Source organism: Streptomyces sp. R28, from assembly GCF_041052385.1.
Classification (GTDB): Bacteria; Actinomycetota; Actinomycetes; order Streptomycetales; family Streptomycetaceae; genus Streptomyces.
The window spans coordinates 6,728,725-6,751,228 of record NZ_CP163439.1; the positions used below are offsets into that span (position 1 = coordinate 6,728,725).

At 70.8% G+C, this 22,504-nt stretch carries 16 protein-coding genes and 1 pseudogene; 6 read left to right on the forward strand and 11 right to left on the reverse strand.

Features of this window, described 5'->3' with window-relative positions:
• Nucleotides 1-127: 127 nt before the first annotated feature.
• Nucleotides 128-3,328 carry a tetratricopeptide repeat protein gene (locus AB5J49_RS30310; protein ID WP_369172028.1) on the reverse strand — a complete coding sequence of 1,067 codons (3,201 nt, stop codon included), beginning with the start codon at nt 3,326-3,328 and terminating at the stop codon, nt 128-130.
• 538 nt (nt 3,329-3,866) lie between these two features.
• On the opposite strand from AB5J49_RS30310, the gene AB5J49_RS30315 reads away from it, so the two are divergent.
• From AB5J49_RS30315 to AB5J49_RS30325, 3 genes are all read left to right on the forward strand, one after another.
• On the forward strand, nt 3,867-5,507 hold the full coding sequence (locus tag AB5J49_RS30315; RefSeq protein ID WP_369172029.1) for a radical SAM protein: 1,641 nt from the start codon (nt 3,867-3,869) through the stop codon (nt 5,505-5,507).
• Between the two features lie 258 nt (nt 5,508-5,765).
• Nucleotides 5,766-7,190 carry an IS200/IS605 family accessory protein TnpB-related protein gene (locus tag AB5J49_RS30320; protein WP_369172030.1) on the forward strand — a complete coding sequence of 475 codons (1,425 nt, stop codon included), beginning with the start codon at nt 5,766-5,768 and terminating at the stop codon, nt 7,188-7,190.
• A 27-nt stretch (nt 7,191-7,217) separates the two neighbouring features.
• Nucleotides 7,218-9,251: a thioredoxin domain-containing protein gene (locus AB5J49_RS30325; protein WP_369172031.1), complete on the forward strand. Its 2,034-nt coding sequence runs from the start codon at nt 7,218-7,220 to the stop codon at nt 9,249-9,251.
• Nucleotides 9,252-9,308: 57 nt separating this feature from the next.
• Here AB5J49_RS30325 and AB5J49_RS30330 read toward each other — a convergent pair whose 3' ends face one another.
• The 4 genes and pseudogenes from AB5J49_RS30330 to AB5J49_RS30345 form a co-directional block, all read right to left on the reverse strand.
• Nucleotides 9,309-10,037 (reverse strand): Mut7-C RNAse domain-containing protein, encoded by a 729-nt coding sequence (locus AB5J49_RS30330; protein WP_369172032.1) that lies wholly within the window; start codon nt 10,035-10,037, stop codon nt 9,309-9,311.
• Between the two features lie 33 nt (nt 10,038-10,070).
• Complete coding sequence (locus tag AB5J49_RS30335; protein ID WP_369172034.1) at nt 10,071-10,700, reverse strand: TetR/AcrR family transcriptional regulator; 630 nt, start codon at nt 10,698-10,700, stop codon at nt 10,071-10,073.
• A 5-nt stretch (nt 10,701-10,705) separates the two neighbouring features.
• Nucleotides 10,706-11,445 (reverse strand): annotated as a pseudogene (locus AB5J49_RS30340) (hypothetical protein).
• Between the two features lie 211 nt (nt 11,446-11,656).
• Complete coding sequence (locus tag AB5J49_RS30345; protein ID WP_369172035.1) at nt 11,657-12,403, reverse strand: hemolysin III family protein; 747 nt, start codon at nt 12,401-12,403, stop codon at nt 11,657-11,659.
• 343 nt (nt 12,404-12,746) lie between these two features.
• Here AB5J49_RS30345 and AB5J49_RS30350 point away from each other — a divergent pair, with 343 nt between their 5' ends.
• Nucleotides 12,747-14,570 carry a phosphoenolpyruvate carboxykinase (GTP) gene (locus AB5J49_RS30350; protein WP_369172036.1) on the forward strand — a complete coding sequence of 608 codons (1,824 nt, stop codon included), beginning with the start codon at nt 12,747-12,749 and terminating at the stop codon, nt 14,568-14,570.
• A 263-nt stretch (nt 14,571-14,833) separates the two neighbouring features.
• Complete coding sequence (locus tag AB5J49_RS30355; RefSeq protein ID WP_369172037.1) at nt 14,834-15,061, forward strand: hypothetical protein; 228 nt, start codon at nt 14,834-14,836, stop codon at nt 15,059-15,061.
• Here AB5J49_RS30355 and AB5J49_RS30360 read toward each other — a convergent pair.
• The 6 genes from AB5J49_RS30360 to AB5J49_RS30385 form a co-directional block, all read right to left on the reverse strand.
• A complete protein-coding gene (locus AB5J49_RS30360) occupies nt 15,051-15,656 on the reverse strand; it encodes a hypothetical protein (RefSeq protein ID WP_369175319.1) in 606 nt (201 codons plus the stop codon). The genes AB5J49_RS30355 and AB5J49_RS30360 overlap by 11 nt on opposite strands.
• A 19-nt stretch (nt 15,657-15,675) precedes the next feature.
• Entirely contained in the window at nt 15,676-17,223 is a 1,548-nt protein-coding gene (locus AB5J49_RS30365) for a substrate-binding domain-containing protein (RefSeq protein ID WP_369172038.1), read from the reverse strand.
• On the reverse strand, nt 17,220-18,392 hold the full coding sequence (locus AB5J49_RS30370) for a toxic anion resistance protein (protein ID WP_369172039.1): 1,173 nt from the start codon (nt 18,390-18,392) through the stop codon (nt 17,220-17,222). Before AB5J49_RS30370 ends, AB5J49_RS30365 begins: the two co-directional genes overlap by 4 nt.
• Nucleotides 18,393-18,406: 14 nt before the next feature.
• Nucleotides 18,407-19,471 (reverse strand): substrate-binding domain-containing protein, encoded by a 1,065-nt coding sequence (locus AB5J49_RS30375; protein WP_369172040.1) that lies wholly within the window; start codon nt 19,469-19,471, stop codon nt 18,407-18,409.
• A gap of 295 nt (nt 19,472-19,766) precedes the next feature.
• A complete protein-coding gene (locus AB5J49_RS30380) occupies nt 19,767-20,189 on the reverse strand; it encodes a hypothetical protein (RefSeq protein ID WP_369172041.1) in 423 nt (140 codons plus the stop codon).
• A 102-nt stretch (nt 20,190-20,291) separates the two neighbouring features.
• The gene (locus AB5J49_RS30385; RefSeq protein WP_369172043.1) at nt 20,292-21,503 is read right to left on the reverse strand and encodes a pyridoxal phosphate-dependent aminotransferase; all 1,212 of its coding nucleotides are present in this window, start codon (nt 21,501-21,503) and stop codon (nt 20,292-20,294) included.
• Between the two features lie 126 nt (nt 21,504-21,629).
• On the opposite strand from AB5J49_RS30385, the gene AB5J49_RS30390 reads away from it, so the two are divergent.
• The gene (locus AB5J49_RS30390) at nt 21,630-22,388 is read left to right on the forward strand and encodes a hypothetical protein (RefSeq protein ID WP_369172044.1); all 759 of its coding nucleotides are present in this window, start codon (nt 21,630-21,632) and stop codon (nt 22,386-22,388) included.
• The last annotated feature ends 116 nt before the right edge of the window (nt 22,389-22,504 follow it).

The following is a 22,504-nucleotide window of genomic DNA, read 5'->3' on the forward strand; positions in this document are numbered from 1 at the left end:
GCACGTACGCCGTACCCGTCGGTGAGCATGGGCGGCGTCGTCGCGAGCACGGTCCGTCACAGAGGGGAGTGACGGACCGTACAAGCTCCGACGACCCGCGCGCCTACGCCCGCCGACGGCCGCAGGCCTACGCCCCCGCCGCGACGCCCACCCCCATCACCTCCCGCGCATGCCGGTTGGGCACCATGCCGAGCCGCCAGGCCTGCCAGCCCTCCTCCAGGTTCACCCCGCGCTCCAGCAGGAGCAGATACGCCTCGGCGTAGTCGCTCAGCTTCCCGTCCCGCAGCGCATGCCCGGCGCGCCCCAGCTGGGCCAGCTCCTCCTGCGCCACGGCCGTCCCGACCTCGACACCCCCCGGCGCCGCATAGGGCAGCAACGTGCAGCGCAGGAAGCGGGCCCAGTCCTCGCCTCTGCGGTCGCCGTAGGACGCGAACAGGCCGACCGCGTCGTCGCACAGGGCCAGCGCCTGCTGCGTACGGGCGTTCCCGGCCTCCACCACCACCAGCTCCAGGCACGTCCATGCCTCGCCGTGCGCCACGCCGATGCGCTGGAAGTCGGCGCGGGCGTCGACCAGGAGCTGGCGCGCGAAACCGGAGTTGCGCAGGGAGCCCGTCTGGGCGGCCCGCTGGTCCCGCGTCACCCGCGCCGAGTGGTGCCGGGCGCAGGCCAGGCCGTACACGTCCCGCATGCGGGAGAACATCGTGCGTGAACGTTCCAGCTCTCGTACCGCGAGGTCCAGGTTGCCCGTCTCCTCCAGGGCCTGGCCCAGGTAGTAGACGGACCACGCCTCGCCGCGCGCGTCCTCGTTGTCGCGGTGGTGGGAGGCCGCCTGGCGCAGGCCGTCCACCGCCGGGGACGGGGCGCCGGCGACCAGGCGGGCGCGTGCGAGCTGGGTCATCGCCCAGGCCTCGCCCCGGGCGTCGCGGGTACGGCCGTACAGGTCCAGGGCCGTCCGCAGCTCCGACTCCGCGCGCGGTACGTCGCCCATGCGCAGGCCCAGTTGGCCCAGCTGGAAGTGGGCCCAGGCCTCGCCGTGGATCGACTCGCCCGCGCGGTGCAGGGCGAGGGAGTCGGTCAGGAGGTCCAGTGACTCGGAGACGCGGCCGCGGTCCCGTTCCACGGCCGCCAGCGCGTGCATCGTCCAGGCGCGGTCCGTCGCCAGGGCGGGAGCCGACTGCAGGTCCAGGGCCTCGCGGAGCTTGGCCGCCGCCTCGGTGAGGTTGCCCTGGTGGTGCAGCGTGATGCCGAGGGAGCACAGGGCGCGGGCCGCGCCCGCGTCGTGCTGGGCCTCCATGTAGAGGTCGACCACCGAGGTCAGGGTCGTGCGGGCCTTGTCGAGTTCGCCGAGCTGGCGGGCCGCGATGCCCGTACGCCACTGCACGGAGCGGACCAGCAGGCCCTGGTCCACGGCCTGCGCCAGCTCGCTGATCTCGCCCAGCCGGTAGAGGTCGCCGCGCAGCAGGCAGTAGTCGCACAGCGCGCCCAGCAGGTTCAGGACCGCCGCCTGGTTCACGTCCTCCGCGTGCCGCAGCGCCGCCGTGATGAAGCTCGACTCGTCGTCCAGCCAGCGCAGCGCGTCGTCCAGCGAGGTGAAGCCGTGCGGGCTGAAGCGGTCCTGGCGGGTCGACATGTTGCCGTCGACCAGGCGAAGGACCGAGTCGGCGAGGTCGGCGTAGTTCACGATCAGCCGCTCCTGCGCCGCCGTACGTTCCGACGGCTCCTCCTCGTCGAGGAGGCGTGCGTGGGCGAAGGCGCGGACGAGGTCGTGCAGGCGGTAGCGGTTGCCGCGGACGTGGTCGATGAGTCCCGACTCGGACAGGGCCACCAGGTGGCGGGTCGCCTCCGCCTCGTCGGTGGCCAGCAGAGAAGCTGCCGCCGCGGCGCCCAGTGAGGCCCGGCCAGCCAGCGCGAGCCTGCGCAGCAGACGCCTCGCCGCCTCCGACTGGTCGGTGTAGCGCAGCCACAGCACCCGCTCGATCGGCTCCACCGGGCCGTACGCACCCAGGTCCGTCGCCAGCGTGCGTGGCGAACGCGGGCCCAGCGACGAGCCCGCGATGTGCAGCGCCAGGGGCAGCCCGCCGCACAACTCCCGTATCCGGTCGGCCGATTCGGCGTCGTAGGGGCCCGAGGGATCCTGTGCCGCCGCGGTCAGCAGCTCCTCCGCGCCGGCCGCGTCCAGCGCTTCCACCGGCAGCTGGTGCACCCAGGCGGCGAGATCCGCGGGCAGGTCGAGGGGCTTGCGGGCGGTGACCAGGACCAGGCTGTCGGAGCGCTCGGGGACGAGGACGCGGACCTGCTCCGGGTCCGAGGCGTCGTCCAGTACGACGGTGACCGGCAGGCCGGTGAGGTGCTGGTGGTAGAGCTCGCTCAGCCGCTTGACCTGCTGGTCCGCGGAGGAACGCTCGCGGAACAGGAGCTGCTCGCGCGGGGCGCCCAGACGGTTCAGCAGATGCAGCAGCGCGTCCCGGGTGGACAGTGGTGGCTCCTCCGCGGTGTCGCCGCGCAGGTCCACCACGCACGCGCCGCGGAACTGGTCCTTGAGGTCGTGGGCCGCGCGGATCGCCAATGCCGTACGACCACTGCCGGGCGCCCCGTGCAGCACGACGACCGTCGGCTTCGTCTCCGTACTCGCCCGCGCCGCCTGCACCCACTGCCGGATGCGTGCCATCTCCTGCCTGCGGCCCGCGAACGGACCTGTCGGCTCCGGGAGTTGACCGAACGACTGCTCCAGCAGGTTCCGCCCACGGGCCGCCGCGCTCTTGTCCGTGCCCTTCAGCCGTGGCCCCGTTCTCTTCGGGCCGGTGGACGCGCTCAAGACCCGCTGCTGGTCGAGGAAGGGACGGATGCCCCGTACCTCCAGCGCCGTCAGCCACTGCAGCCGCAGCTGTTCCGGGCCGCCGGGCTGGCCCACGGCACCCGCGCGATGGTGCGCGGCCGGCAGATGCGTACCGGCCACCTTCACGACCGTCGCCGCCGCGCCCACGACACCGACGGTCACGCCCGCGCCCACCGCGGTGCCGGTGCCCGTGCCGAGTGCCAGGTCGGTGATGACGGCCGCGACCGCCGCGACGCCCGCCACCATCAGCGGCGTACGGCCGCCCTCCCGCGCGAACCGCTGTCCGAACGTCAGCCGGCCGGCCTGCGCCTCGTCCAAAGCGCGGGTATACGCCTCGTACTCCTCGGCCGCCGTCTGAGCCATGGCGTCGAGCGCGCCGCGCGCCCGTGACATCAGCACCTGTCCGTCGGTACGCCCGCCCGAGCGCCGCACCTCCTCCTCCACGGCCCGGGCCAACAGCCGCTCGGCCTCCGTCCGATGGCTGACTCGCATGTCACGTCCCCCTCCGGCGGAAACAGCGTTCTTGGTCAAGTGTGCTGTGGACGGCGCATCGGGGCGAGGGGGCAGGCCGGTTTCGATCACCTTGCGGGACCGGTGAATTGGTGGAGAGGGAGCTGTCGTGATCGCCAGGAGTCCGCGGCGAGGGCGTCCTGCTCAGTGGCCGTAGGGCGGCTCGAAGCAGCCGGTCTCCGGGTACGGGCCGTTGTAGTGCGGGGCACCGTCACCGGCCCCCGGCTCGACATAGGGGGAGGCCCCCGCAGGACTGGCCGAAGCGTCGGCCGCGGTGTCGGCCGATGCGCTGGGCGTGGCCCCGTCCGCCGAGTCCGGAGCACGCTGCTCACCGCAGGCGGTACGGGTCGTTTCCCGCCGGCTCCTCTTTTGGTGAACGTTAAATATCTTGGGAATACGGTTGCCGTTGTTTTGCCATCCTTCGCTTCTGCCCGACTCCGCCCGGGCGCAAGGTGGTTCTGGTCGTCGGCACGCCGTTTCTCCAGCCCTTTCCCACGCCACTCGCATTGAGGAAAGCTGCATGAACGTTCTCCTGATCTCAGGACTCGGGCCCGAGTACCCCAACCACTCACTCCTGGCCGGCTCCACCTTCGAGGCCCTGACGGACCCCGGCAGGTTCCCCGGCCGTTCCAGGGAGATCTCCGACCTCGCCGCACTCCACGCCCAGGTGAACGGCGGGCATCTGCCCCTGCTCCGGCCGCGCAAGGCCGCGAGCGGGATACGCGCGGTCTCGTCGGTGCGCCTCCAGCACGTCGAGAAGGACGACGAGACGGCGACCGCGCCGCATCTCACCACGTTCACCGTCCGCGCCATCCTGGAGGCCGCGGGCATCGACCACGACCACTTCCCCGCCGAGGGCATCTGGAACGGTTCTCCCGCAGATCCGTCGTCCGATCCCTACGACGTGGTGCTGCTGTCGACGACGTTCATCTGGGACCGGGCCACGATGGCCAAGGCGGTCGCCTGGGTCGAGGAACGGTTCCCGACGGCGACCCTCGTCCTCGGCGGCCAGTACAGCAACCTGAAGTTCCAGCAGATCCTGGATGCCCACCCGTTCGTCCGGTACGTCGTCCGCGGCGACGCCGAGCCGGCCCTGGTGCCCCTCCTCGACGCCCTGCGCCGGGGAGAGCCGGTGGCCGGCATCCCCAACCTGGTCTGGCGCGACCAGGACACCGGCCGCATCCGCCTGACCGGCATCCACTACGCCGACCTGGAGGCGCTGCCTTCGCCCGCCCCCTCGGGAAGGTTCCCCGTCATCCCGTACGAGTCGATGCGCGGCTGCCCCTTCACCTGCAAGTACTGCTCGTTCCCCGCCGCGTCCCCGCAGTGGCGGTACAAGTCGGCGGAGAAGATCGCAGGCGACTTCGCCCGCTACCGCGACGAGCACGGGGCGCAGTACATCAAGGCGCTCGACTCCACCTTCACCGTGCCGCCCACCCGCCTGAGGGCCCTGTTACCCCTGCTCAAGAACACCGGCGTCGCCTGGGAGGCGTACACGCGCGCCAACTCCATCCGCGACCAGGCGGTCGTCGACGCCCTGGGCGAGGCCCACTGCCGGGCGCTTGCCATCGGCTTCGAGTCGATGAACGACACGACGCTGACGTACATGAACAAAAAGGTGAAGGCCCACGCCAACCGCACCGCGTTCGAACTGCTCTCCCGCAGCCCCATCCACTACTTCGTCTCGTTCATCGTCGGCTACCCCGGCGAAAGCCCCGAACTGTTCGAAGACACGAAATCGTTCTTGGTCAACGAGTACGAAGGGACCTTCGCCCTCTACGTCTTCATGCTCAACGACGAAACGATGCCGGTATGGCAGGACGCCGAGCGTTTCGCCCTGAAGGTCCACGACCCGGACGGCGACGCCGAGCACTGGTCGCACACGGGCATGGACAGCGCCACCGCCCGCCGGCTCCAACTGCAGACCCTGCGCGAGGTCCGCTGGAAGAACGACCGCGCCATCCAGCGCACCTGGCAGCGCGACTACGAACTGCCCCTGCTGCCGGACCGTTCCGCAGCCGAGAACTCCGTCGTCGAGAAACTGGTGGACCGCCTCGGCATGGCAAGCGCCGACTTCCCGGACCCGACGACGGCGGCCGCCCGCCGAGCCGACCTGCTCGGGCAACTCGGACCCCACGGAGTGACGTCAGCCGCCGTGTGACCCTGCTCCTTCGTTCGGGAGGCGCTTGCCGTGTGACGCAGGGGGTTGGGAGCTGCTGCCGCTGGAGTGCCTTCAAATGTGTTCTGGTGAGCGGGAGTGAGTGCCGGTGGCCGATGGCCGGTGTCGTGTGGCGTGCCTTGGCCGTTGGGTCGGTTTTCATTGGGGAACTGACGTTCTTGCGTCGAATGGGTGACCTTTGCGGGAGCTGCTCGTTGGATGCGGTGACAGGGTTCTTCGGGTGGGGTCGGGGGTGACGGGGTGGGGGAGCTGACGCCGCTCTCGTCGTCGCGGTGGGCGGGCAGTATCACCAAGGCCACTCATGATCAGTGGGCACTGGCCCGCCGCTGCCAGCTGGCCCACATCCAGGACCTGGAAGCCGGCATCCGCACCATCGGGCACCGGCTGTCCCAGCCGGTCGGGCAGAAGGGGACCAGACAAGCCCCGGGCGGTTACCGGTCGCAGCGAGAGTGGCACGCGAAATCCCGGCGGCTACGGGTCTTGGAGAACCGGCTGGCCGCCGCGCGGGCTGACCGCGAGGCGGGAGTTGTGCACGTCGTGCGAGGCGGCAAGCGGCTGGCCCGCACCAGGCAGCACCTGGAGGCGGCCGGGCTCACCGAGTCCGAATGGCGCCGGGGCCGGGAGGCGGAACGCTGGTTGTGCCAGGCGGACGGTGAGTCCGGCAAGCGGTATGGCAATGAGACGATCCGCGTCAGCCCCGACGGCGAGGTGAGCATCAAACTCCCCGCGCCGCTCGCGTATCTGGCCAACGCTCCGCGCGGACGGTACGTCCTCGCGAGCAGGGTTACGTTCGCGCACCGGGGTGGCGAGTGGGCCGACCGCGTCGCAGCGAACCGGGCTGTGGCCTACCGCATCCACCTGGATACGGGCCGGGTCCGCTGGTATGTGACCGCGTCCTGGCAGATGCCGCCCACCCCTGCCATCCCTGTCGGGACCGCGCTCGCGCACGGGGCGATCGGCGTGGACATGAACGCCGACCACCTCGCCGCGTGGCGCCTGGACGTGCACGGCAATCCGACCGGCGCCCCGCGCCGCTTTTTCTGCGACTTGTCCGGCACCCGGGACCATCGTGATGCCCAGGTGCGTCACGCCCTCACGCGGCTGTTGCACTGGGCCCGGACGTGCGGTGTCCGCGCCATCGCGGTTGAGGATCTGGACTTCGCCGCGGAGAAGACCCGGGAGAAGCACGGCCGCAGGAAACGCTTCCGGCAGCTGATCTCCGGCATGCCCACCGGAAAGCTCCGTGCTCGACTGACCTCGGTGGCCGACGCCACCGGTATCGCGGTCATCGCCGTGGACCCGGCTTACACCAGCCGCTGGGGCGTCCAGCACTGGCAGAAACCCCTCACCAGCACCACCCGCAAGACCACTCGCCATGACGCGGCCGCCGTGGCGATCGGAAGGCGCGCCCAGGGACACCCGATCCGGCGACGGACGGCACCGCCCCCTGCTCACCGGAGTGATGAGCAGGGGCATCGGACCGTCCAGGCGGGACCAGGAGTCCTCGGGCGTGAGGGAACCCGTCCCCGCATCCCCGGATCACGGACACGATCCGTGCGCGCTGGTTGCGGAGTGAACACGGGGGACCAGAACGCCCAACACCGTTCGGGGCGTTCGGCTGAGCGTGTGTCCTGGCAACAGGACTCACTCCCGCTCAGTCTCTAGGAACGGTACTGCGGCAGGATGGACCCCATGCCGAACCGACTGGCTCACGAGACGTCCCCCTACCTGCTCCAGCACGCGGACAACCCCGTCGACTGGTGGCCGTGGTCGGCCGAGGCCTTCGAGGAGGCACGCGAGAGCGGCAAACCGGTCCTGCTCAGCGTCGGCTACAGCAGCTGTCACTGGTGTCACGTGATGGCCCACGAGTCCTTCGAGGACCAGGAGACCGCCGACTACCTCAACGCCCACTTCGTCAGCGTCAAGGTCGACCGCGAGGAACGCCCCGACGTGGACGCCGTCTACATGGAGGCCGTCCAGGCGGCCACCGGCCAGGGCGGCTGGCCCATGACCGTCTTCCTCACCCCCGACGCCGAGCCCTTCTACTTCGGCACCTACTTCCCGCCCGCACCCCGGCAGGGCATGCCGTCCTTCCGGCAGGTCCTGGAGGGCGTCAGCAGCGCGTGGGCCGACCGGCGGGAGGAGGTCGACGAGGTCGCCGGGAAGATCGTGCGGGATCTCGCCGGGCGGGAGATCTCCTACGGCGGTACCGAGGCGCCCGGTGAGGAGGAGCTCGCCCAGGCGCTGCTCGGGCTCACCCGGGAGTACGACCCGCAGCGCGGCGGGTTCGGGGGCGCGCCCAAGTTCCCGCCGTCCATGGTGATCGAGTTCCTGCTGCGGCACCATGCCCGGACCGGGGCCGAGGGCGCCCTGCAGATGGCGCAGGACACCTGCGAGCGGATGGCCCGCGGCGGGATCTACGACCAGCTCGGCGGCGGGTTCGCGCGCTACTCCGTCGACCGCGACTGGGTCGTGCCGCACTTCGAGAAGATGCTCTACGACAACGCCCTGCTCTGCCGCGTCTACGCCCACCTGTGGCGCGCCACCGGCTCCGATCTCGCCCGCCGGGTCGCCCTGGAGACCGCCGACTTCATGGTGCGCGAACTGCGCACCGACGAGGGCGGGTTCGCCTCCGCGCTCGACGCCGACAGCGACGACGGGACCGGCAAGCACGTCGAGGGCGCGTACTACGTCTGGACTGCGCGGCAGCTGCGCGAGGTGCTCGGCGACGAGGACGCCGAACTCGCCGTCCGGTATTTCGGCGTCACCGAGGAGGGCACGTTCGAGCACGGCTCGTCCGTGCTGCAACTCCCGCAGCAGGACGAGCTGTTCGACGCCGAGAAGATCACCTCGATCCGTGAGCGCCTGCTCCGGCAGCGCGGCACGCGTCCCGCTCCCGGCCGCGACGACAAGATCGTCGCCGCCTGGAACGGCCTCGCGATCGCCGCCCTCGCCGAGACCGGCGCCTACTTCGACCGCCCCGACCTCGTGGACGCCGCCCTCGGCGCCGCCGACCTGCTCGTACGGCTGCACCTCGACGACCACGCCCGTCTCGCCCGTACCAGCAAGGGCGGCCAAGTCGGCGCGAACGTAGGTGTGCTGGAGGACTACGGAGATGTCGCCGAGGGCTTCCTCGCGCTCGCCTCCGTCACCGGCGAGGGGGTCTGGCTGGAGTTCGCCGGGTTCCTGCTCGATCACGTGCTCGCCCGCTTCACCGACGAGGAGTCCGGCGCCCTCTACGACACCGCCGCCGACGCCGAGCAGCTGATCCGCCGCCCCCAGGACCCCACCGACAACGCCGCCCCCTCCGGCTGGAGTGCCGCGGCCGGTGCCCTGCTGAGCTACGCCGCGCAGACCGGAGCCGAGCCCCATCGCGCCGCCGCCGAGAAGGCGCTGGGCGTCGTCAAGGCCCTCGGCCCACGCGTTCCGCGTTTCATCGGCTGGGGTCTCGCCGTCGCCGAGGCCAACCTCGACGGGCCGCGCGAGGTCGCGATCGTCGGGCCGAGCCTCGACGACAAGGCCACAAGGACCTTGCACCGTACGGCCCTTCTCGGTACCGCGCCCGGAGCCGTCGTGGCCGTCGGGGCTGCGGACAGTGACGAGCTGCCGCTCCTCGCCGATCGCCCTCTGGTCGGCGGTGAACCGGCCGCGTACGTCTGCCGCAACTTCACGTGTGACGCCCCGACGACCGATCCGGAGCGACTGCGCACGGCGCTGACGAACTGATCCGCCCGGCGCATGTCCGCGACTGCGTCGACAGCCTCACGTGAGCAAGCGCTCGCTTCAGCTCGCGTAGTCGGCGAGGGCGCGTTCCACGATGGCCACCAGCTGTTCGTGGTGCGCGCCCTTCCAGTACGCGCGCTTGCACTGGGTGCACTGTGCGAAGACGTCGTACGACCGCTGCGTCCCGCCCTCCAGCTGGTCCGCCACCTCGTCCTTGGTGGCGGCCTTGAGCACGCCGTTGCAGGCGGAGCAGCGGGTCCAGGGGTGCAGCTCGGGGCGGAACCGGTCCAGGACCTCGCGGAGCTGGTCCTCGGGGCGGGTGCTGTAGATGTACGCGCCGGTCCACAGTTCGCGGCGGCGCAGCAGCCCCCGGTCACGGCTGAGCATGACCCGCTGCTCGGCGGCCGAGCGGGCGGCGAGCGCCGGGTCGCCGATGTCCGTCGACTCGTACGCCGTGTCCACGCCGAGCAGGCGCAGGCGGCGGGCGAGGGTGCCTAGGTGGACGTCGAGCAGGAAGCGCAGGGGAGCGCCGGGCACCCGCTGGGGGTGCTGGACGGGCCGTACGGTCACGGACTCGCCCGCCGCCGGGATGTGCGACACCGGCACCTCGCGGCCGTCGACGACCAGGGTGCCGACCTCGGTGAGCGGGACGCCGAGGGACTCGACGACATGGCCGAGGGTCGAGACGCCGTCGGTGGTGACCTGGGCGGCACCGTCCTGGCGCCGTCCGTTGGGGAGGAAGACGCGCAGCTCGGAGGCGAACTCGACACGGATCTCGGGACCGTTCACCCGGCCAGGATGTCACGGCCGGGCGCTCGTGCCTCAGGTCTTTTTCGCGGGGAGGCCGTGCTCGATGACGTCCAGGGCCCGGTCCACCAGCTCGCGGAGGTCGTCCCGGCAGTCGTTCTCCGCCCAGGCGATGTTGACCTCCATCAGGCCGCCGACGAGGGACATCGCGTAGACCCGCACTTCCAGGGCTTCCGGGTCCAGACCGAGGCGCTCGGCGATGGCGCCCCGCAGCAGGCGTCCGGTCGCCGACATGCTCTCGATCATCCGGGCGCGGACGGCGGGGATCTGGACCGCCAGGTGCGCCCGGGTCCGGACCGCCTCCGGGTCCTCGGCCAGCAGCGCGTCCATGGCCCTGTGCATCACGTACCGCACCGAGTCCATCCAGGACTCCGAGGCGGGCCGGGCCCGCAACTCCTCCAGCATCAGAGGGTCGTACTCGTCCGTGAGGACGATGTCCTCCTTCGTCGGGAAGTACCGGAAGACCGTGGACGGCGACACCTCGGCGCGCTCGGCGATCTGCTCGATCGTGGTGGCGTCGTAGCCCTGTTCCTTGACCAGCGCGTACGTCGCGTCGCGGATCGCCGTCCGGGTCTTGATCTTCTTCCGCTCACGAAGCCCCAGCTGGGGACGGTCGGTCAGGGGAGAGGAGTGCGCGGAGGTCATGGCGCTCATTGTCGGGCATCGGCCCGCTCAGCAGCCATGTCCGGCCTCTCGGGCCCACGCGCATCGGGCGTGCCCGGCAGGAACGCCGCCGCCGCCGGCAGCGCGGAGACGGGGGCCGCGATCCCGCGCACCAGCAGGACCACGCCCATGCCGTGGACGTAGGCGCTGTTCGCGGAGGCCGCGAGCTCGGCCGAGCAGGCCCGCTCGGCGACGAGGTGCGCCACGACCACGGACCCCGGCGGTGTCGGCGGCCCGCGCGGGCAGCCCGGTGACGTCGAGCCGGTCCCGGAAGGTGCCCGCGAGCAGGCTGCCGAGCAGCGCGATACCGATCGCACCGCCGGCCTGACCCGGGTGGGGGCTTCGATGATCGCGTAGACGAGGGCTCCGAGACCGGTCACGGCGAGCGCGGGTGGAGAGGGCGTCGACCTTCGGGGATGCGGGGTCCTTCGTCTCCGGGAGCAGGAAGACGCAGGCGGCGATACCGATGGCGGCCATCGGGACGTTGATCAGGAAGACCGATCCCCACCAGAAGTGGTTCAGCAGCGTTCACGTCGTCGGCGAGTGCGCCGACCAGTGATCCGGCGAGGAAGACGGACGCCGAGCCCGGTGATCAGCATCAGCCGCCGCCCGAACCGGTCGCCGAGCAGGCCTGCGGGCAGCATCAGCGCGGCGAAGACGACGACGTACGCGTCCGCCATCGTCCTCCCCCCCCGTGCTAAACGCCTGGGGGGACCCCGAGCCGCATGCTGGCGACCAGGGCGACCAGGGCGACCAGGGCGACCAGGGCGACCAGGGCGGCCAGGGCCCACCAACGGCGAGGATCCGGAGTGACAGTGTCCGTGAAATGAGGGTGACTCTCGAAATCTAGTGACTGTCAATGGGGGTCTGCTGTCGGCATGCAAAAGGGCCACGGCTCGAAAGCCGTGGCCCTGATGGGGAAAGGGTGCTGCGCGGGGCTATCCGTGCTGGTACGCCACCAGCGAGATCCCCACGTAGTGCGTGATGAACGCCGCCAGCGTGAAGGAGTGGAAGACCTCGTGGAAGCCGAACCAGCGCGGTGACGGGTTCGGGCGCTTGATGCCGTAGATCACGCCGCCCGCGCTGTAGAGGAGGCCGCCGACGATGACCAGGACCAGTACGGCGATGCCGCCGGTGCGCATGAAGTCCGGCAGGAAGAAGACGGCCGCCCAGCCCATCGCGATGTAGCAGGGGGTGTAGAGCCAGCGCGGGGCGCCGACCCAGAACACGCGGAAGATGATGCCCGCCGCGGCGGCGGCCCAGATGCCCCACAGCAGCCACTGACCCTTGGACCCCGGCAGGAGCAGCATCGTCAGCGGGGTGTAGGTGCCCGCGATGATCAGGAAGATGTTGGCGTGATCCAGCCGGCGCAGGAAGCCGTCCATGCGCGGGCTCCAGTTGCCCCGGTGGTACAGCGCGCTCACGCCGAACAGCAGGCAGGCGGTGAGGGCGAAGATCCCGCAGGCGAGCCGGCCTCTGGGGGAGTCGGCGAGGGCGGTGAGCACCAGGCCCGCGATCAGTGCGGCCGGGAACATGCCGAGGTGCAGCCAGCCGCGGAGCTTGGGCTTGATCTCGTCCGTCAGCTGCTGGGCGTGGTGCGCGATCTGTTGAGGCAGGGAAGGCGCGGCCGAACCGCGGCCGGCGGCCGCCGTGTCCGGTTGCGCGTCGGGGACGGGCGCAGTCATGGAGGGCATCGTACCTACGGAACCGTAAGTTACGTATCAGGGCGCCGAGATGGGGGCCCGGAAGTGGCCATCGTCTCATGGGGTACCCGGAACGGGCGCACCTGGGGTGAAGCCGTGGTGACGCATCGAAAACATCTGGATGAGTGGCGATGCTCACGCCGCTCACCTGTGACGCCCTCTGGACATATGGGCGGACGCGTCGGATGATCAAATGAGTGCGGTCGGCACCGGATGAGCGCGGAAGACCGGGACAGCAGGTCGGGTCCGCGAAGCATCCGGGTCGTGGCCCCCACGGGGCACACAAGGGCATATTCAGGACAAAATCCCTCACTTAGGAGCAACCGTGGCGCGCGACATCGCGGCTCCCCCCGTCGTCCCCACAAACCACCAGGAGCTGATCTCGTGGGTCAACGAGATCGCCGAACTGACGCAGCCGGACAGCGTGGTCTGGTGTGACGGATCCGAGGCCGAGTACGACCGTCTGAGCGCGGAGCTCGTCGAGAAGGGCACCTTCAAGAAGCTCGACCCGATCAAGCGCCCCAACTCGTACTACGCGGCCTCCGACCCGACCGACGTCGCGCGCGTCGAGGACCGGACCTTCATCTGCTCCGAGAAGGAGCAGGACGCGGGGCCGACGAACCACTGGATGGACCCCGCCGAGATGCGTGAGGTCTTCTCCGGCGAGAAGGGCGTCTTCCGCGGCTCGATGCGCGGCCGGACCATGTACGTCGTCCCGTTCTGCATGGGCCCGCTCGGCTCGAAGCTCTCCGCGATCGGCGTCGAGATCACCGACTCCGCCTACGTCGCCGTCTCCATGCGCACCATGACCCGCATGGGTCAGGCCGTCCTCGACGAGCTCGGAGAGGACGGCTTCTTCGTGAAGGCCGTGCACTCCGTGGGCGCCCCGTTGGAGGAAGGCCAGGAGGACGTCCCCTGGCCCTGCAACCGGACCAAGTACATCTCGCACTTCCCGGAAAGCCGCGAGATCTGGTCCTACGGCTCCGGCTACGGCGGCAACGCCCTGCTCGGCAAGAAGTGCTACGCCCTGCGCATCGCCTCCGTCATGGCTCGCGACGAGGGCTGGCTCGCCGAGCACATGCTGATCCTGAAACTCACCCCGCCGCAGGGCGAGTCCAAGTACGTCGCCGCCGCCTTCCCGAGCGCCTGCGGCAAGACGAACCTCGCCATGCTGGAGCCCACGATCTCCGGCTGGACCGTCGAGACGATCGGCGACGACATCGCCTGGATGCGCTTCGGCGAGGACGGCCGCCTGTACGCCATCAACCCCGAGGCCGGCTTCTTCGGCGTCGCGCCCGGCACCGGTGAGCACACCAACGCCAACGCGATGAAGACGCTGTGGGGCAACTCGGTCTTCACCAACGTGGCGCTGACGGACGACAACGACATCTGGTGGGAGGGCATGACGGAGGAGACTCCGGCCCACCTCACCGACTGGAAGGGCAACGACTGGACGCCGGGCAGCGAGACGCCGGCCGCCCACCCCAACGCCCGCTTCACCGTCCCCGCCTCGCAGTGCCCGATCATCGCGCCCGAGTGGGAGGACCCCAAGGGCGTGCCGATCTCGGCGATCCTCTTCGGCGGGCGCCGCGCCACCGCAGTACCGCTGGTGACGGAGTCCTTCGACTGGAACCACGGCGTGTTCCTCGGCGCCAACGTGGCGAGCGAGAAGACCGCCCCCGCCGAGGGCAAGGTCGGCGAGCTGCGCCGCGACCCCTTCGCCATGCTGCCGTTCTGCGGCTACAACATGGGTGACTACATGGGCCACTGGGTCGATGTCGCCAAGGGCAAGGACCAGGCCAAGCTGCCGAAGATCTACTACGTCAACTGGTTCCGCAAGAACGACGAGGGCAAGTTCGTCTGGCCCGGCTTCGGCGAGAACAGCCGCGTCCTGAAGTGGATCGTCGACCGCCTCGACGGCAAGGCCGAGGGCGTCGAGACCCCGATCGGCATCCTGCCGGCCAAGGGAGCCCTGGACACGAACGGCCTCGAACTGGCCGACTCCGACCTCGAGTTCCTCCTCACCGTCGACAAGGAGGTCTGGCGCGAGGAGGCCGCGCTCGTCCCCGACCACCTCAACACCTTCGGTGACCACACGCCGAAGGAGCTGTGGGACGAGTACCACGCGCTGGTGCAGCGCCTGGGCTGAGAAGGCCCCCCAAGACGCCGCGGCCGGCTCCGAGTGTGCCCTGACCAGCAACATCGTCACGGCCGGCCGCGGTGACAGCACCACAGACCGGCGAAGTTCCGTACAACGGCGTGCGGGGCTCTGGGCCTGTCGTCGCGCCCCGTCCGCCCCGACGGACGCGCGACGACGGGCCCTCGCCTGTGTCCGGCCCGCTCTGCTTCTGTGGGCGGCGGCCACCGGCGCCACGCCCGACCTGCTGGTGCAGCCCGCCGACCCCCCGCGGCATGGAGTGGTCGGCGGACGGCTCCCGGCTCTTCGCGGTGACCACCAACGCGACCGGCCGGCCAGTACTGGCCGCACATCGTCCAGCCCCCGGCGATAAGGTCACCCGGGCCGACCGGATGGGCACCGGCACGCTGTCGTCGGGGACGGTCGCCGCCGACGGCACCTTCACGATCAACGACCTGCACAGCGCGTCGTCCGCCTCGGCGGCGGTGTACGTCAGGCGGTGAATCCGCCCGCGCTCCCGCCCCGGTCCTCCAGATACCGGGTGTGGGACTCCTGGCGGCGCGCCTCCACCTCGCGCAGGCCCGCCGCCAGGCGCTCGGCGTCCTTCTTCAACAGGCCGAGCTGCCGCTCCAGATGCAGCTCGGGCGACTGGGTGCCGGGCGACATCCGCGTCCACCACCGCGTCCGTACGAAGCTGTCGACGGCCTCGGGAAGATCGCGCCGCACGATCCGGGAGAGCACGTGCACGCCCTCCGGGTCCCGCGCGAGCAGCTCGGCCACCCAGCCCCGGTCCAGCAACGCGGCCAGCAGCTCGGTGAGTTCACGCAGCCGCGCGGCGGCCGTGACCGACAGCTCGACGTCCGTCAGATAGCCGCGCAGCCTCTCGAAGTCGCCCCGCAGTTCGTCCAGTTGGGCCGACGGATCCGGGAAGTCGGGCAGTGCGGGCCGCTCCGGCGGGGCGATCAGCGCGCCCGCGCCGTACAGGCCCGCGACCACGACGGGCCAGTACGGTCCCGCCACCCCCGTGAAGGTCAGTACCAGCCCGACCAACCCGAAGACGCTCCCGGCGATGTTCTTGCGGGACTCCAGGTACGCCACCGCCTTACCGGCAACCGCCCTATTGGTAGCCACGGATCTCCTCGAAGGCACCGTCCAGCGAGCCCTCCTGGGCGTCGAAGAGGCGGCCGCCGGTCAGCTCGGCGATGTGCTCCAGCTCGGACCGGTCGGAGTCGCCGAAGAGGATGGGGAAGACGGGCGTCTTACGCCGGTCGCGGTCGAGCCCGGCGTACAAGGCGTCGAAGTCCGCCGCCTCGGCGCCGGTGGTGTTCTCGCCGTCCGTCATCAGCACGACCGACGTGAACGTGTCCTGGGACCGTCCGGCGCCCAGATGCTCGTACGCCTTCTCCAGGGAGGTGTAGATCGCGGTGTCCCCCTCGGCGGTGAGCGCGTCGGTGTCCGCACGGATGGCGTCGAGCCCCCTCTTCGGGCGGGCCGGCTCCACGACATGCGTGCGCACGCTCTTCACGTCCGACCCGAAGGGCATCAGCGTGACCTCCTCGCGCTCGCGGAAGTCGCCGGTGAGGTCGGCGAGCGCCCGCTTCAGCTGTGCCAGGCGGTCACCCTCCATCGAGCCCGAGGTGTCGAGGACGTAGACCGTCCTGGACGGGCGGCGCAGCTCGTTCTCATACGAGTCGAGCAGGCCGTCGGCGACGGAACGGCTGCCCGGGAAGGGCAGTTCGCGCCGCCGGCCGTTGTCGAGGCCGGGCGCGGGCGGGACGGAGGCGACGACCGGGCGGCGATGGGTGCGCTCGGTGATCAGCCGCTGGACGTCCTCGGTGCGCAGGGCCTCGGTGAGGCGGCGGACGTCCTCGCGGGTCGCGGCGCTCGTCGAGGCGAGGGAGGAGAGCGGGTAGTCGGCGGTGACGACACCGTCGGTGGGGCGGATCACGGTCAGGCCCGGGATGCCCTTGAGGACGGACTCGTAGTTGAGCAGGGCGTCGACGTCGCCGCGCCGCCGGTACGCCGTCGCCAGCCAGCCCGACGACCCCGACGTCAGCTTCTGCCCCTGGAAGAACTCCTTCAGCCGGGGCGTGGCCTTGCCGACGTCCGCGTCGGTGAGCGCGGACTGGGCGCCCGAGAGGGCCGAGGCGACCGAGACGAGGGTGGCGAAGCCGGAGTTGGAGCGGGCCGGGTCGGTCATGCCGTACGTCAGGTCTCCGTCCTGGACGGCCTGCTCGATCTGCGCCCAGGTGACAGCGTCCGGCTTCCAGCCGAGCCTGCCGAGTGCCGTGGACCTGACCCCGACGGCCACCGGGCTCGACATGACCGGCGTCTCGGACACGACCTTCTTCGACGCGTCGGGCCGCAGGCGCAGGTAGTCGTTGGAGGACAGCCACAGGGCGTCGTACCGCCCGTCCGCCTTGCCCTTCGCCAGCAGCTCCACGGCGTCGAGGGTGCCCATGTAAGTGGGCCGGACCTTGATGCCGGTGGCGTCGGCGATCCGGTCGAGCACCGGGGTCATGTCACTGAGCTCGCTGGAGGCGAGGACACGTAGGGTGCCGGGCCGTGGGGCGTTCGGGTCCGGGCCGTCGTCGGCCTGCCGCGAGGTGCAGGCCGTCAGCAGGGTCAGCGCGGCCAGCGCGGGGGCGAGCAGTCGTGCTCTCATCCGAGCCCACCCTCCAGCGCGCCCTGCGAGCGGCTGCGCTCCAAGTAGGTGCTCGCGTGCCGCAGTTCGGCGGTGAGGTTCTCCACCGTCGTCGCCATCACCTCGGTCGCCTGCACCTTGTAGGTGTCGATGGCGTCGAGCGTGCGGTAGATCTGCTGGAAGGCCGAGCGCAGGGTCTCGGCGCCAACGGCCGGGTCGGCGGCGATGCGCTGGATCTCCCCGCTCTGCGTGGCGAGCATCTCGGCATTGCCCCGGATGAGGTCCTCGGTGGTGCCCCGCAGGGCGTTGACCTGCTCGATGACCTTCTTCTGGTTGTCGAGCGCGGACGCCAGCATCACGGAGATCCGCAGCGCCGAGACGGTGGTCGTGGCCGCCCGGTCGACGCCCTTGATCAGCTCCTCGTTGTTGCGTCGTACGACGTCCATGGCGAGGTAGCCCTGCGCGCACACCGCGAGCTGGGTGAGCAGGTCCTGGTGCTTCTGCCGGACCGGAAAGAGCACGTCGGCCCGGAGGGAGTCCGCCTGCTGCGGGTCGCTCACGTCGAACCCGGCGATGTGCTGCTCGACGGCGGAGTCCAGGGCCTCGGTCAGGACGACGTACTCCTGGAGCTTGCCCATGGTCTCCCACAGGCGCACCCGCTCCGTCTGCAGTGCGGCGTTGTCCCGCCGCAGCTCGTCCTGCCCACCCCGCAGGGATCCCACGATCTTGTTCAGGGTCCCCTGCGCGGAGGCGTACTTGGCGACGTGGTCGCGCAGCTTGTTGCCGCCAGGGAGCCGGGACAGGAACCTGCGGCCCTTGGACGCGGGCAGGTCCCGCGGATCCAGGTCCTCCACCACCCTCCGCAGCTCGACGAGCGAGCCCGCGACCTGCGACTGGGCGTCCCCGCCCTGGTCCGGCAGGCTCCTGACGGTCCGCTCCAGCATGCGGTTGGACTGGGCGGCGGCGGTACGCATCTCACCGGCGCCGAGGGCGGTGATCTCGCCGACCTTGCCGGCGAACTCGGGGGAGCGGGCGTCGAGCGCCGCGAGCCCCTCGACATAGGCGGAGGCCTTGTTGGCCATGTCGGTACGGACGGCGTCGTCGACGGGCACGAGCCCGCCCGCCTTCTCCCGCGGTACGGGCGCCACGGCCTCGGGCGGGGTGAGCGTGAAGGTGTCGTCGTTGTTCACAGATGTTTCCCCCGTTATCCGCGTGCCCGGCGCGCCATCTCGTGCAGCACCGCGGAGGTGGGCACGGGCGCCTGCCGGACGCCGGTCAGTTCCTGCTTGAGGTAGGTGGTGGCCGAGGCGAACTCGGCGGCGGCGCCCTGCGGCCGAAACCCGTGCCGAAGGGCCAGCCTGCGCAACTCCGGGTCGGCGGAGAGGAGTTCGGCGAGCGCCTTGCCGTCGTCGGTGAGCGGTACGACGGTGTGGTCGCTGTTGACCGTGGTGTCCGGGTAGAGCACGACCAGGTCGCCGGGCTTCTGCCCGTCCGCGAGCAGCGAGGCGACCTGCGACTCGTAGACCAGGACCAGCGGGTTGCCCACCCCGCTGACGAAGTCCCGGAAGACCGCGTCCGAGCCGGCCTGCTGGGCGCCCTGGACGGTGACGAGCTTCTTCAGCAGGGGCTCGGTGCGGTCGAGGTCGGCCTCGCCCGCGACCACCCGGCCGCCGTTCGCCACGTAGGAGGCGGCGGCGAGGTAGAGGGCACCGGAGTTGGAGGACTCCGGGTCGGTGCTGGAGATGAAGAGCGTCCCGCTCAACTCGCCGTACTTCTCGGCCCCCTTGAGCTGCTGCCAGGTGCGGTCGCGCTCGGCGGCGTCCAGGTAGGCGGCCATGTCGAGCGTGCCGCGGCTCGGCTGATCGAGGGTGGCGAGCCCGTTGCCCGCGAGCACCTCGGCGGCGCCTCGGTGGGCCACGATGACGAGCGGCGAGTAGAAGGGGCGCGGCAAGGGCTGCCGTGCGCCGTACTTCTTGGCCAGTTCGTCCGCGGGCGCCTGACTGGACGGGAAGGCGAAGTCGTAGCCCTTGAGGTCCAGCCCCTCCATGGCCCAGGACCCGGAGGCCTCGGCCTTCACGGTGTAGCCCTTGGCGGCGAGGGCCCGCACCACGTCGGGATCGGCGAAGAACTCCGCCTTCTCCGATCCGATCACTCCCTGCACGGTCTTCGTTGCCGTGCCGTTGTCCTCATCACTGCGACCCGCGACGACGGCGGCCACCACGCCACCGATCAGCAGAACCGCGAGGACGATCCCTGCGATACGTCTCACGCAGGGGAGAGTGCTCCCGGAATCAAAAGTTCCCCGCCGCCCGGGGTGAACGGGAGGTGTCACACCGGTCCCGGTACAACACGGGGCTCCTGCAACGCCCTGTCTTCAGGGGCGCGGGGCTGTGTCGATGTGCGGCTCCGCCGCGTGGGCGCGACCAGCCACAGACAACCCGCAGCCGCCGCACGACAGAAGCCCTACGGCGAAACGGCGAACGCGGCCAAAGCCAACGCAGTGCTGTGGCACCCGGTCCGCGCGTCGCTGCGGGTGCACGCGGACCGGGGCCGTTCAGGGGGTGTCAGCCGACGCCGGTCAACTCCTGCGACTCGGCCTGCGCGGCAGCGTGCGCGTCCATGCGCTCGGCGGCGAGGATCGCGGCAGCGGTGTCCGCACGAGACGCAGCAACCACCAACGCCCGCCCGGCAAGCGCATGCGCCCGCCGATGCAGCGCGGCAAGCCTCGCCTCACCGCCGGAGGCACCCGCGCGGGCCGGCGAAGCGCCGCCCCGCAGTCGGCTCACCTGCTCGGCGAGCCGAGTCGCCGCCGTGTCGAGGTCACCGGACGGGGCCGGTGCGCGCAGCTCGTCCGTGACGGCGAGCAGCGCACCGAGGTGCCCCGCGAGCTGGATGTCCAGCTCCTCCTCGCGTGAGCGGTGGGGGAAGTCGGTGGTGTTGCCGGCCATCGTGCTGTGGACCGACTTGGTTCGGATCGGTTCGTACATGGGATGGCCTCCTGTGCGCTGACAGGAAACCATCCTAGCTTAGATTCTGTCTAAAGTTGAGCGCTTCGCAAAAGCGGACGACCTGCACACGCAGTGTGAGCGTCAGGGCTGGCCGTACCCGTCGAGGAACCGCGCGATCCGCCCCACCGCGTCCCGCAGATCAGTGACCGTCGGCAGGGTCACGATCCGGAAGTGGTCCGGCTCGGGCCAGTTGAAGCCGCTGCCCTGGACGACCATGATCTTCTCGCGGCGCAGCAGGTCGAGGACCATCTGCCGGTCGTCCTTGATCTTGAAGACCTTGGGGTCGAGGCGCGGGAACAGATACAGCGCTCCCTTCGGCCGCACGCACGTCACCCCGGGGATCTGCGTCAGCAGCTCGTAGGCGACATCCACCTGCTCCTTCAGCCGCCCCCCGGGCAGCACCAGGTCGTTGATGGTCTGCCGTCCGCTGAGGGCGGCCACGACTCCGTGCTGACCGGGCATGTTCGCGCACAGCCGCATGTTCGCGAGGATGGTGAGGCCCTCGATGTAGGAGTCGGCGTGGGCGCGCGGGCCCGAGATCGACATCCATCCCACCCGGTAGCCGGCGACCCGGTAGGCCTTCGACATGCCGTTGAAGGTGAGGGTGAGCAGGTCGGGGGCGACGGCGGCGGTCGGGGTGTGCGTGGCGCCGTCGTAGAGGATCTTGTCGTAGATCTCGTCGGAGCAGACGAGGAGGTTGTGCCGCCGGGCGATGTCCGTCAGCCCGCGGATCATGGCCTCGTCGTACACGGCCCCCGTCGGGTTGTTGGGGTTGATGATGACGATGGCCTTGGTGCGGTCGGTGACCTTGCGCTCGACGTCGGCGAGGTCGGGCATCCAGTCGGACTGCTCGTCGCACCGGTAGTGGACCGCGGTGCCGCCGGACAGGGAGACCGCGGCGGTCCACAGCGGATAGTCGGGCGCCGGGACCAGCACCTCGTCCCCGTCGTCGAGCAGCCCCTGCATCGCCATGACGATCAGCTCGGAGACGCCGTTGCCGATGAAGACGTGCTCGACGTCGGTCTCGATGCCGAGGGTCTGGTTGTGCATGACGACGGCGCGGCGGGCGGCGAGCAGGCCCTTGGCGTCGCCGTACCCGTGGGCCGACGACACGTTCCGGAGGACGTCCTCCAGGATCTCGGGCGGACACTCGAAGCCGAACGCGGCCGGGTTTCCGGTGTTCAGCTTGAGGATCCGATGCCCTGCCGACTCGAGCCGCATCGCCTCCTCGAGCACCGGGCCCCGGATCTCGTAACAGACGTTGGCGAGCTTCGTCGACTGGATCACCTGCATGTCAAGGAGCTTACGGCTCGGTAAAGCCCCCTGGGCCGTGTTTTCCGACACGTGAGACGCGGGGGTTTGAGCTGTTATCGCCGGTAGCTGTGCCACGGGCCGCTCCCGTCTCTAGAATGCGCGGTCATGTCCAGGCCACCCGAGCGCGAAAACGAGCCACCTCAGGCGCCGCCGAACGTGTACCACCCGAGGCCGACGGCACCCCCCGCGTACGAGGAGTACACGGACCCCGCGGCCGCGCACGGCTGGCAGAACGTGTACGACGAGACGGCGGAGCTGCCTCCGGTGAGCGGCGAGGTGGCCGCCGGCCACGGCCGGGGCGAGAGCTCGGGTGCCGGCGGCGTCGGCCTGGCTGCGGGTGCGGGTGCGGGTGCGGGTGCGGGTGCGGGTGCGGGTGCGGCTGCGGGACGTGGCCGTCGGGCCGGCGGCTCGGGCCGGCGTGCGCGCCGCAAGCCCGGCGTCTGGCGCTCGCGGCGTGCGGCGGTGGTGGCCGGCGCGGTGGGGGCGGTGTCGGCGGCGGTGATAGCCGGGCTCTCCCTCTCCGACTCGTCGTCGGCGGGCGACCCGCAGGGAAAGCGGGACCGCACGAGCCCGACGGCGGACGACTCGGCGGACCCGACGGAACCGTCCGACGGCGCGGCGGCCGGTGTACGTCCGTTCGACGACACCGAGCCGTCACGCTCCCAGCCCGCCACCGCCTCGGCGAGCCCCTCGGCCTCCGGCGACCCCACGGACAAGGCCGACGAGCCCTCACCCACCCCGTCCACGAGCAGCACGGCCGCCACCACACCCACTGCATCCCCGACCCCGACCGACCCGGGCAACGCCAACGGCAATCCGGGCCACGGGCAGGGCGGCACAAAAGGGCCCAAGTGGCAGCAGTGACCGGCAGTCCGGCTGAACTGTGGCCCGCACGCGGATCTCACGCCGGGTGAGTCCGGAGTGTGCCGGTTGTGGTGAACCGATCGCCCTCCGGTGAACTTCCTGCGCCCCCCGCCGTG

Coding starts and splice junctions, on each gene's coding strand:
- AB5J49_RS30310 (WP_369172028.1), bottom strand. CDS start 3,328: ATGCGAGTCAGCCATCGGACGGAGGCCGAGCGGCTGTTGGCCCGGGCC.
- AB5J49_RS30315 (WP_369172029.1), top strand. CDS start 3,867: ATGAACGTTCTCCTGATCTCAGGACTCGGGCCCGAGTACCCCAACCAC.
- AB5J49_RS30325 (WP_369172031.1), top strand. CDS start 7,218: ATGCCGAACCGACTGGCTCACGAGACGTCCCCCTACCTGCTCCAGCAC.
- AB5J49_RS30335 (WP_369172034.1), bottom strand. CDS start 10,700: ATGACCTCCGCGCACTCCTCTCCCCTGACCGACCGTCCCCAGCTGGGG.
- AB5J49_RS30345 (WP_369172035.1), bottom strand. CDS start 12,403: ATGACTGCGCCCGTCCCCGACGCGCAACCGGACACGGCGGCCGCCGGC.
- AB5J49_RS30355 (WP_369172037.1), top strand. CDS start 14,834: ATGGAGTGGTCGGCGGACGGCTCCCGGCTCTTCGCGGTGACCACCAAC.
- AB5J49_RS30365 (WP_369172038.1), bottom strand. CDS start 17,223: ATGAGAGCACGACTGCTCGCCCCCGCGCTGGCCGCGCTGACCCTGCTG.
- AB5J49_RS30380 (WP_369172041.1), bottom strand. CDS start 20,189: ATGTACGAACCGATCCGAACCAAGTCGGTCCACAGCACGATGGCCGGC.
- AB5J49_RS30385 (WP_369172043.1), bottom strand. CDS start 21,503: ATGCAGGTGATCCAGTCGACGAAGCTCGCCAACGTCTGTTACGAGATC.
- AB5J49_RS30390 (WP_369172044.1), top strand. CDS start 21,630: ATGTCCAGGCCACCCGAGCGCGAAAACGAGCCACCTCAGGCGCCGCCG.